This window comes from Pseudoxanthomonas sp. PXM04 (assembly GCF_014851695.1).
Lineage (GTDB): Bacteria > Pseudomonadota > Gammaproteobacteria > Xanthomonadales > Xanthomonadaceae > Pseudoxanthomonas_A > Pseudoxanthomonas_A beigongshangi.
Map to the genome: position 1 here is coordinate 338934 of NZ_JACVAG010000002.1, position 9350 is coordinate 348283.

The 9350-nt window shown below is 68.6% G+C and carries 10 protein-coding genes and 1 pseudogene; 9 read left to right on the forward strand and 2 right to left on the reverse strand.

The annotated features are described in order from the left end of the window. Positions 1 to 8: 8 nt before the first annotated feature. The gene (locus IB228_RS07510; RefSeq protein WP_141455554.1) at positions 9 to 335 is read right to left on the reverse strand and encodes a DnaJ domain-containing protein; all 327 of its coding nucleotides are present in this window, start codon (positions 333 to 335) and stop codon (positions 9 to 11) included. A gap of 185 nt (positions 336 to 520) precedes the next feature. Here IB228_RS07510 and IB228_RS07515 point away from each other — a divergent pair, with 185 nt between their 5' ends. From IB228_RS07515 to IB228_RS07525, 3 genes are all read left to right on the forward strand, one after another. Continuing rightward, complete coding sequence (locus IB228_RS07515; protein WP_183639189.1) at positions 521 to 1447, forward strand: phosphoribosylaminoimidazolesuccinocarboxamide synthase; 927 nt, start codon at positions 521 to 523, stop codon at positions 1445 to 1447. A gap of 127 nt (positions 1448 to 1574) precedes the next feature. Next, the gene (locus IB228_RS07520; protein WP_183639191.1) at positions 1575 to 1910 is read left to right on the forward strand and encodes an SMR family transporter; all 336 of its coding nucleotides are present in this window, start codon (positions 1575 to 1577) and stop codon (positions 1908 to 1910) included. 91 nt (positions 1911 to 2001) lie between these two features. Then, positions 2002 to 2481, forward strand: coding sequence for an Mpo1-like protein (locus tag IB228_RS07525; protein WP_183639193.1), 480 nt, complete (start codon positions 2002 to 2004; stop codon positions 2479 to 2481). 16 nt (positions 2482 to 2497) lie between these two features. Here IB228_RS07525 and IB228_RS07530 read toward each other — a convergent pair whose 3' ends face one another. After that, complete coding sequence (locus tag IB228_RS07530; protein ID WP_225562315.1) at positions 2498 to 3367, reverse strand: nucleoside-diphosphate sugar epimerase; 870 nt, start codon at positions 3365 to 3367, stop codon at positions 2498 to 2500. Between the two features lie 124 nt (positions 3368 to 3491). On the opposite strand from IB228_RS07530, the gene IB228_RS07535 reads away from it, so the two are divergent. From IB228_RS07535 to IB228_RS07560, 6 genes and pseudogenes are all read left to right on the forward strand, one after another. Next, positions 3492 to 6326, forward strand: a complete 2835-nt coding sequence (locus IB228_RS07535; RefSeq protein WP_192197982.1) for a monovalent cation/H+ antiporter subunit A — start codon at positions 3492 to 3494, stop codon at positions 6324 to 6326. Further along, positions 6326 to 6721, forward strand: coding sequence for a Na+/H+ antiporter subunit C (locus IB228_RS07540; RefSeq protein WP_192197983.1), 396 nt, complete (start codon positions 6326 to 6328; stop codon positions 6719 to 6721). Before IB228_RS07535 ends, IB228_RS07540 begins: the two co-directional genes overlap by 1 nt. After that, entirely contained in the window at positions 6718 to 8253 is a 1536-nt protein-coding gene (locus IB228_RS07545) for a monovalent cation/H+ antiporter subunit D (protein WP_192197984.1), read from the forward strand. Before IB228_RS07540 ends, IB228_RS07545 begins: the two co-directional genes overlap by 4 nt. Beyond that, a complete protein-coding gene (locus tag IB228_RS07550; RefSeq protein ID WP_183639203.1) occupies positions 8253 to 8738 on the forward strand; it encodes a Na+/H+ antiporter subunit E in 486 nt (161 codons plus the stop codon). Before IB228_RS07545 ends, IB228_RS07550 begins: the two co-directional genes overlap by 1 nt. Next, positions 8735 to 9019, forward strand: a complete 285-nt coding sequence (locus IB228_RS07555) for a K+/H+ antiporter subunit F (protein ID WP_141455545.1) — start codon at positions 8735 to 8737, stop codon at positions 9017 to 9019. The genes IB228_RS07550 and IB228_RS07555 overlap by 4 nt, the downstream gene beginning before the upstream one ends. Continuing rightward, positions 9016 to 9300, forward strand: a pseudogene (locus tag IB228_RS07560) (Na+/H+ antiporter subunit G); the annotation flags it as partial. The gene IB228_RS07555 and the pseudogene IB228_RS07560, both read left to right, overlap by 4 nt. Between the last annotated feature and the right edge of the window lie 50 nt (positions 9301 to 9350).

Genomic DNA, 9350 nt, shown 5'->3' on the forward strand with positions numbered 1-9350 from the left:
CGGCGCGTTCAGCGCCGGCGCAGGGTCTTGATGCGGTCGTAGGCGGCATTGATTTCGCCGGCCTTGCGCTCGGCCTGGCGGCGCAGTTCCTCGGCGGCGCCCGCGTACTTGTCGGGGTGGTACTGGGAAATCAGCCGGCGGTAGGCCTGGTCGATCTCGGCGTCGGTGGCGTCGCTGGTGAGGTTGAACACCCGGTAGGGGTTGTCCCGGGACAGCTTGAACCAGTCCTCGTCGAAGGCATGGCCGATCAGCAGCCCGATCAGGCCGCCCACCGGGTGCCGCATCAGCAGCCAGCCGGCGATGAATCCGAGCAATTTGCCGTACCAGCGCTTCATCCGGGCGGGGTTTCCGTGAAATTGGCGGCCATTTTACGGCACAGCGGCCCGGCATCGCCGTACACTACGCGGCCCGGCCGGGTTCCGGGCACGCCCAGGCGGCTTGCGGGACACGGAGCGGGGAGGACTTCGGGTGCGCTGCGCGCGCCCTTCCGACCGAAATCCGGACTCCCCGAGGAGTATTTGTGCCGACGACGTTGCTTCAATCCGATCTGCCCGGCCTGCCGTTGCGCCACCGCGGCAAGGTCCGCGATGTATTCGACATTCCCCGCGAGCGTCTGCCCGCCGACGCGCCGCCTGGCGACTACCTGCTGATGGTAGCCACCGATCGCCTCAGCGCGTTCGACGTGGTGCTGCCGGATCCGATTCCCGGCAAGGGCGAGATGCTCTGCCAGATCTCCAACTTTTGGTTCGCCAAGACCGCCCACCTGCTGCCCAACCACCTGACCGGCATCGACGTGGCCAGCGTGCTGCCCGCAGGCGTGGATCCCGCGCTGTACGCGAAGCGCGCGGTGGTGACCCGCAGGCTCAAGCCGGTGCCGGTGGAAGCCATCGCCCGCGGCTACCTGATCGGCAGCGGCTGGAAGGACTACCAGCGCACGGGCAAGGTCAGTGGCATCGAGCTGCCCGACGGCCTGCGCCAGGCCGAACGTCTGGCGGAACCGATTTTCACGCCCTCCACCAAGGCGGCGGTCGGCGACCACGACGAGAACATCGATTTCGACGCGATGGTCAAGACCGTGGGCGCGGAACTGGCCGAGCGCGTGCGCGACGCCACCCTGCGCATCTACCGCTACGCCGCCGAGTACGCGGCCGAGCGCGGCATCCTGCTGGCCGACACCAAGTTCGAGTTCGGTACCGACGCCGACGGCCGCCTGTACATCATGGACGAGATGCTGACCCCCGATTCCTCGCGCTACTGGCCGGCGGATCAGTACGAGGTCGGCACCAGCCCGCCGAGCTACGACAAGCAGTTCGTGCGCGACTACCTGGAAACGCTGGACTGGGACAAGACCGCGCCGGGCCCGCGCCTGCCCGCCGAAGTCATCGAACGCACCCGCGCGAAGTACGCCGAAGCGCTGCTGCGGCTGGCTGATCTGCGGCTGGATTGATCGCAGGCAAAAGCCCGCACCCAGAGCCCGTTCCTGCGGTTCGGGCCGCGGGCCGGTCGGGCGGCGTTCACCGCGGCGTGGGCTAGCATCCCGGTCCCGTGCCGCGCACGCCGCCTGTCCCGCCGCCATGAATCCGGGTTACCTGTACCTGGCCGTCGCCATCGTCGCCGAGGTCATCGCCACCAGCGCGCTCAAATCGGCGGAGGGCTTCACCCGCCTCGGCCCCTCGCTGCTGGTGGCGGCCGGCTACGGCATCGCCTTCTACTGCCTGTCGCAGGTGATGAAGACCGTTCCGGTCGGGGTCGCCTACGCGATCTGGTCCGGCGCCGGCATCGTCCTCATCGCCCTGGTCGGCTGGCTGGTGCTCAAGCAGGCGCTCGACCTGCCCGCCGTGCTCGGCATGGGCCTGATCGTGGCCGGGGTCGCGGTCATCCAGTTGTTCTCGCGGGTTTCCACCCACTAGTCCGCCCACCCGGGGCCGGGTGGCGACGCGCGCCGCCCGCGCCTGCGCTATGCTCCATACCCTGCCGCATCGACATCCTCGGGAGGGATGCATGAACGCGACCGCGCAACGCCCGGTGGACCGCTGGTTCGCCAGTTACTCCGGCGACCACCAGAACGTCACCAACCAGAAGATCCACCTCTTCGCCGTCCCCGCCATCCTGTGGACGGTGGTCGCGCTGCTGTGGTGCATCCCCGTGTTCGGCACCTGGATGAAGTCCGGCATCTGGGCGGCGCTGGCGATGTTCGGTGCGTGGATGTTCTACAACCGGATGTCGCGCCCGCTCGGCCTGGGCATGCTGGCGATCTTCGTGGCGATGGCCTGGCTGACCCGCTGGCTGGAAGGCATGCTGGGGGTCGCGAACCTGTTCTGGCTGGCCCTGGGCGTATTCGTGGTCGCCTGGATCGCGCAGTTCATCGGCCACAAGATCGAAGGCCGCAAACCGAGTTTCCTCACCGATCTCACCTACCTGCTGATCGGGCCGGCCTGGGTCCTGGCCAAGTTCTACCGGGTGATGGGCTGGCGTTACTGATCGGGATGCGCCGCGCTCAGCGCGGCAGCATGTCCGCATCCGGCTGGAAACCGCGCGGCGCGTAGCCGAAATCCTGTCGCGCCGGCCCGGCGTCGAACACCAGGTCCTCGCGCATACGCGCCACCGCCGCACCCGTCAGGCCCTGCAAGCGTCCGCTCGCGCGCGCCGCCAGGACCGCGGCGGCAAACAGCGGCGACGGCAGCACGATCAGGCGCGGCGGAGGCTGCAGCGCGGCCAGCGTGCGTCGGACCATTTCGCGATAGACCACGGTTTCGCCACCGGGCAACGCATAGGCCTTGGCGTGCGTGGCCGCCACATCCACCACCGCCTGGGCGGCCGCGGCCAGGTCCGCCACATGGACCGGCTGGCGCCGCCCGCGCGCATTGGCAGGCAACACGAAGAATCCGCTGCGCCGTGCCATCGCCGCGATTCGCGACAGGGTCTGGTCGCTGCCCGCGCCATAGACCAGCGTGGGACGCAGCACCGTGGCCTGCGCCCCCCGCAGCGTCGCCGTCCCGAACACCCGCGCTTCGGCATCCCGCAGGCGTCCGGCCAAATCACGCTCGCCACTGTCGGCGGAAGCGTGCTTGGTCTCGACGCTGGTGGACCCGAAGGCCACCACGCGCGGACATGCCATTCGCGCGTCCGCGTACCAATGTGAAAAACGATCCAGCGGACCAGTGCTGAAAATCACGTCGACCCGCTCGGGGAGTTCCGGCATCGCGTCGAACTCCCCTCGCAACCAGTGAACGCCGGACTGTTGCTCGCGCGATTGCCGTGACACGGCGTAACTGCGCCAACCCGCCGCGCGCAGACGCGCCAGCAGGGCCGCGCCGATCTGTCCGGTGCCGCCGAAGATCAGGGCGCTGCGGGACTGCGAAGACATGGAATGCACGTTTCCCCGTGGATGAACGAGATGGCCGGAACCGGTGCAAAGCATAGCGAAGCCGCCATTCCGCGTGCGTTGCCCTGTTAAACTCGGGTCAACACCCGCCATCGAAGTCCGACGAGTGTCCGCATCTCTCGACCTGCTCCTGTGCCTGCCGTTCCTGATCGCCCTGCTCATCGCACTGTGGCGACCCAAGTCGCGCAGCATGGCGGCCTGGCTGGCCGGCGCGGCGCCATTGCTGGGCCTGGGCCTGCTGGCGACGATGACGCCGGAGATCCTGCAAGGCGGCGTCGTGCGCGCCGAGCATCCCTGGATTCCCCAGCTTGGCCTCGCCTTCGGCCTGCGCCTGGACGGCCTGGCCTGGACTTTCGCCGGGCTGGTGCTGGCGATCGGCGCGCTGGTGGTGATGTATGCGCACTACTACCTGAGCCCGCGCGATTCGGCGGTGCGCCTGTATGCGTACCTGCTGCTGTTCATGGGCTCCATGCTCGGCGTGGTGCTGGCCGGCAACCTGATCCTGTTGCTGGTGTTCTGGGAGATGACCAGCATCAGTTCGTTCCTGCTGATCGGTTACTGGCACCAGCGCCAGGACGCCCGCGAGGGCGCGCGCATGGCGCTGGCGATCACCGGCGGTGGCGGCCTGGCGCTGCTGGCCGGCGCGCTGCTGCTGGGCCATATCGTCGGCAGTTACCAACTGGATGACGTGCTCGCCGCCGGCCCGCAGATCCGCGCGCACGCGCTGTATCCGCTGACCCTGGTACTGGTGCTGCTGGGCGTGTTCACCAAGAGCGCGCAGTTTCCGTTCCACTTCTGGCTGCCGCACGCGATGGCCGCGCCGACGCCGGTTTCGGCCTACCTGCATTCGGCGACGATGGTGAAGGCCGGCGTGTTCCTGCTGGCGCGCCTGCACCCTGCCCTGGCCGGCAGTGAACTGTTCTTCTACCTGGTCAGCGCGATCGGCGCGGCGACGCTGCTGATCGGCGCCTGGCAGGCGATCTTCCAGCAGGACATCAAGGGCCTGCTGGCCTATTCGACCATCTCGCATCTGGGCCTGATCACGTTGCTGTTCGGCCTCTCCACCCCGATGGCGGTGGTCGCCGGCCTGTTCCACATCCTCAACCACGCGGTGTTCAAGGCCTCGCTGTTCATGGCCGCCGGCATCATCGATCACGAGACCGGCACCCGCGACATGCGCCGGCTCGGTGGCCTGCGCCATTACCTGCCGTTCACCAGCGCGCTGGCGATCATCGCCAGCCTGGCGATGGCCGGCGTGCCGCTGCTCAACGGTTTCCTGTCCAAGGAAATGTTCTTCGCCGAGACGCTGGACATGAGCGACGCGCACGCGACCATGCGCTCGGCGATGAGCCTGGTCGCGGTGCTGGCCGGCATCTTCGGCGTCGCCTACAGCCTGCGCTTCGTCCACGACACGTTCTTCGGCAAGGGCCCCCGCGCGCTGGAACACGAACCGCACGAGCCCGCGCGCTGGATGAAGATCCCGGTCGAGATCCTGGTGGTGTTGTGCCTGATCGTGGGCATCGTCCCGGCCTGGACCATCGCCCCGGTGCTGGAGGCGGCGGTGCGCGGCACGCTCGGCGCCGCCGCGCCGACCTACAGCCTGGCGGTCTGGCACGGCTTCAACCTGCCGCTGCTGATGAGCGTGGTCAGCCTGGTCGGCGGCGTGGCGCTGTATTTCGGCCTGCGCCGGTTGCTGGATCTGCACGCGATCGTCCGCCAGTCGCTGGGACGGCGCATCTTCCTGTTCAACGTCGAGGCGCTGTTCGCGCTGGCGCAGCGGCTGACCCGGCGCATCGCCAACGGCAGCCTGCAGCGCAGCCTGGCCTGGCTGGTGCTGGCGGCGATCGCGGTCGGACTGGCGCCGTTCCTGTCCGGCGGCGCTTCCATCGAATGGCGCGCGCCGCAACCGATGCCGCCGCTGGGCTGGGTGCTGTGGCTGGTGCTGGCGGCCTGCGCGATCACCTCGCTGCGCTGGTACCGGCAGCGCCTGGTAGTGCTGATCCTGCTGGGCGGCGCGGGACTGGCGGTCAGCCTGACCTTCGTGTTCCTGTCGGCGCCGGATCTGGCGCTGACCCAGTTGCTGGTGGAAATGGTCAGCCTGCCGCTGCTGCTGCTGGGCATGCATTACCTGCCGTTCCGCTCGCCGCCGGAGCGCAACGCGGCGCGGCGCTGGCGCGATATCGTGATCGCCCTGGTCGCCGGTACCGGCGTGGCGGTGCTGGCCTACGCGGCGATGACCCGGCCGGCCGGCGGCATCGGCGAGGAAATGCTGGCGCGCTCGTTGCCGGAGGCGTTCGGCCACAATGTGGTCAATGTGATCCTGGTCGATTTCCGCGGTTTCGATACCTTCGGCGAGATCACGGTGTTCGGCATCGCCGCCCTGCTGGTGCATGCGCTGCTGCGGCGCGCGCGGATGGCGCCGGAGAAGATCATGCCCGGCCCGCCGATTCCGCTGCCGGTGCCGGCGGATCTGGCCCAGATCATGTTTCCGCTGACGCTCACCGTCTCGTTCTTCCTGTTCCTGCGCGGGCACAACGCCCCCGGCGGCGGCTTCGTCGCCGGTCTGGTGCTGGCGGTGCCGCTGCTGATGCAGTACGTCATGCAGGGCGCGGCCTCGGTCGAGTCGCGCTTCGGTTTCGATTACGTGCGCTGCATCGGCGTGGGCCTGCTGATGGCGGGGCTGGGCGGGGTCGCGCCGCTGCTGCTGGGGTACCCGTTCCTCACCAGCGGCCACGTCGTATGGACGCTGCCGCTGATCGGGGACCTGGAGCTGACCAGCGCGATGGTGTTCGACACCGGCGTCTACCTGGTGGTGTTCGGCGGCGCGATGCTGATTCTCTCGATGCTGGGCACGATCAAACCCTCGCGCACGCGGGAAGCGCGCGATGGTGTCATCGATCTTGACCGGCGCTCACTCCGGACCGGCGAGGTGGAACGCTGATGGAACTCGCCCTGGCCAGCGCGATCGGCCTGCTCACCGCCTCCGGCGTGTACCTGTTGCTGCGCGCGCGCACTTTCGACGTCATCCTCGGGATGACCCTGCTCTCCTACGCCACCAACCTGCTGATCTTCGCCGGTGGTCGTGTGGTGGCCGGCAAGCCGCCGGTGCTGCGCGACGGCGTGGCGACCACCCTCGCCTACTACACAGACCCGCTGCCGCAGGCGCTGGTGCTGACAGCGATCGTGATCGCATTCGCGATGACCGCGGTCAGCATCGTGCTGGCGATCCGCAGCCGCGCCGACAACGGCAGCGATCACGTCGACGGCGCCGCCGGCGAACGTCTGCACGAGGCGCGCGTGGACAGCTACCACGAAGACCGGCGGAGGAAGGCATGAGCCACCTGCCGCTGCTGCCGATCCTGGTCCCGCTGTTCGCCGCGGCGCTGGCGTTGTTCGCCGAGCACCGCCGTTTCGGCATGGTGCCGCAACGTTTGATTGCCGGTGTCTCGCTGGCCGCGCAGGTGCTGGTGGCGGTGTGCCTGCTGCGCGCGGCCGCAGACGGCACGGTGCTGGTCTATCTGCTCGGCGACTGGCCGGCGCGGCTGGGCATCAGCCTGATGGTGGATCGCCTGTCGGCGATGATGGTGCTGGTGTCGGTGCTGCTGGCGGTGGCCTGCCTGCTGCACGCCGGCGCCGGCTGGGATCGGCGCGCGCCGCATTTCCACGCCTTCTTCCAGTTCCAGCTGATGGGCCTGAACGGCGCGTTCCTGACCGGCGATCTGTTCAACCTGTTCGTGTTCTTCGAAGTGCTGCTGATCGCCTCCTATGGACTGATGCTCAGCGGCGGGCGCGGCGATCGCATGCGCGCCGGTTTCCACTACGTCAGCGTCAACATCGCCGCCTCGACCCTGTTCCTGATGGCGCTGGGCCTGCTGTACGCGCTGCTCGGCTCGCTCAACATGGCCGAGATGTCGACGAAGATCGCGCAGGCGCCGGCCGCCGATCTGCCGCTGATCCAGGCCGCCGCCGGCCTGCTGCTGCTGGTGTTCTGCACCAAGGCGGCGCTGCTGCCGATGTACCTGTGGCTGCCGCAGACCTACACCCACGCACCGGCCGCGGTCGCGGGACTGTTCGCGATCATGACCAAGGTCGGCCTGTACGCGGTGCTGCGGGTATGCCTGCTGCTGTTCGGCGCGTCGGCCGGCGCGCTGGCCGGATTCGCCTGGGACTGGCTGCTGCCGGCCGGCGTGATCACGCTGGCCCTGGCCTCGCTGGGAGTGATGGCAGCGGTCAGGCTGCGCGCGCTGGCGGCCTACCTGGTGCTGGTGTCGGCGGCGACCTTGTTCATCGCCTTCGCGCTGGCCCGCGAAGGCACCATCGGCGCGGGACTCTATTACCTGGCGCATAGCACCTTCGCGGGCGCGTCGCTGTTCCTGATCGCGGATCTGGTCCGGCGCCAGCGCGGCGCCGATGGCGATCGCGGGGATCGCGGACTGCCGGTGCCGTCCAAGACCCTGCCCGGTCTGATGTTCCTGATCGCGGCGGTATCGCTGGCCGGCCTGCCGCCGCTGTCGGGTTTCATCGGCAAGCTGGTGCTGCTGATGGCCACGGTCGAACAACGCTGGATCTGGGCGGCGCTGCTGGTGAGCAGTTTCCTGGTCCTGGTCGGCATGGCGCGCGCGGGCACGCGGCTGTTCTGGCGCGTGCCCCCGGGCGCCCAGGTTCCCGCACCATCGGGCACGATCGCGGCGCCGGCGCGCACGCTGGAAACCGCCGCCACCGTGCTGCTGCTCGGCTACGGCGTGGCGATGGTGCTGGCCGCCGCCCCGATCCTGGGCTACACGCGAGCCGCCGCCGCCCAGTTGTTGTCGCCGACCGACTATGTGGAACAGGTGCGCGCGCAATTGCCGGCGATGAGGAAACCCTGATGAAGCGCTGGATTCCTTCCTGGCCGCTGAGCCTGACGATCTTCTGCTTCTGGCTGCTGATGAACTCGGCGCTCAGCTGGGGGCACGCCGTGCTGGCGGTGGTGCTGGCGATCGTCATCCCGCTGTTCGCCGCACGCCTGGATCGCGAGTTCGCCCGGATCGGCCGCCTGCGCCAGGTACCGCGCATGCTGTGGGTGCTGGGCTGGGACATCGTCCGTTCCAACATCGAAGTCGCGCGCCGCGTGCTGGGACCGGAGTCGGCGATCACGCCCGGCTTCGTCTGGGTGCCGCTGGACATCGGCAACATCCATGGCATCGCCGCGCTGACCAGCATCATCACCCTGACACCCGGCACCCTGTCGGCGGTGTTGTCGGACGACCGCCGCCACCTGCTCGTGCACGTGTTCGATCTGAAGGATCCGGAAGCGGTAGTCGCCCAGATCAAGCACCGCTACGAAGCGCCCCTGATGGAGATATTCCCATGACGCCCGAATCCATCGTCGCCGTGGCCATCGTCGGCTCCATGCACGTGGTCGGCCTGGCCATGCTGCTGGCGCTGTGGCGCCTGCTGCGCGGGCCGACCGTGCCGGATCGGATTCTCGCGCTGGATACCCTGTTCGTGGCCGGCATCGCCGAACTGATGCTGTTCGGCATGCACCTGGACACGCCAATCTACTTCGAGGCCGCGTTGATCATCGCGATGCTCGGCTTCGTCGGCACCGTGGTGCTGAGCAAGTACATCCTGCGCCGGGACATCGTCGAATGAACATGCTGATCGCCGTGCTGCTCGCGACGCTGCTGGCCGTCGGCAGCTTCTTCATCCTGGTCGGTTCCTACGGACTGGCCAAGCTGTCGGATTTCTTCAAGCGCCTGCATGGCCCGACCAAGGCCAGCACGCTGGGCGTGGGTTGCGTGCTGCTGGCCTCGGTCGGCTACCACGCTTCACTGGGGCACGATCCGCAACCGCGTGAATTGCTGGTCACCGCGTTCCTGTTCATCACCGCGCCGATCAGCGCGCACCTGATGGCCAAGGCCGCGCTGTCGCTGAAGATGGCCACGCGCCCACCCGAACCCGGCCAGACCGATGGACAGGCGGG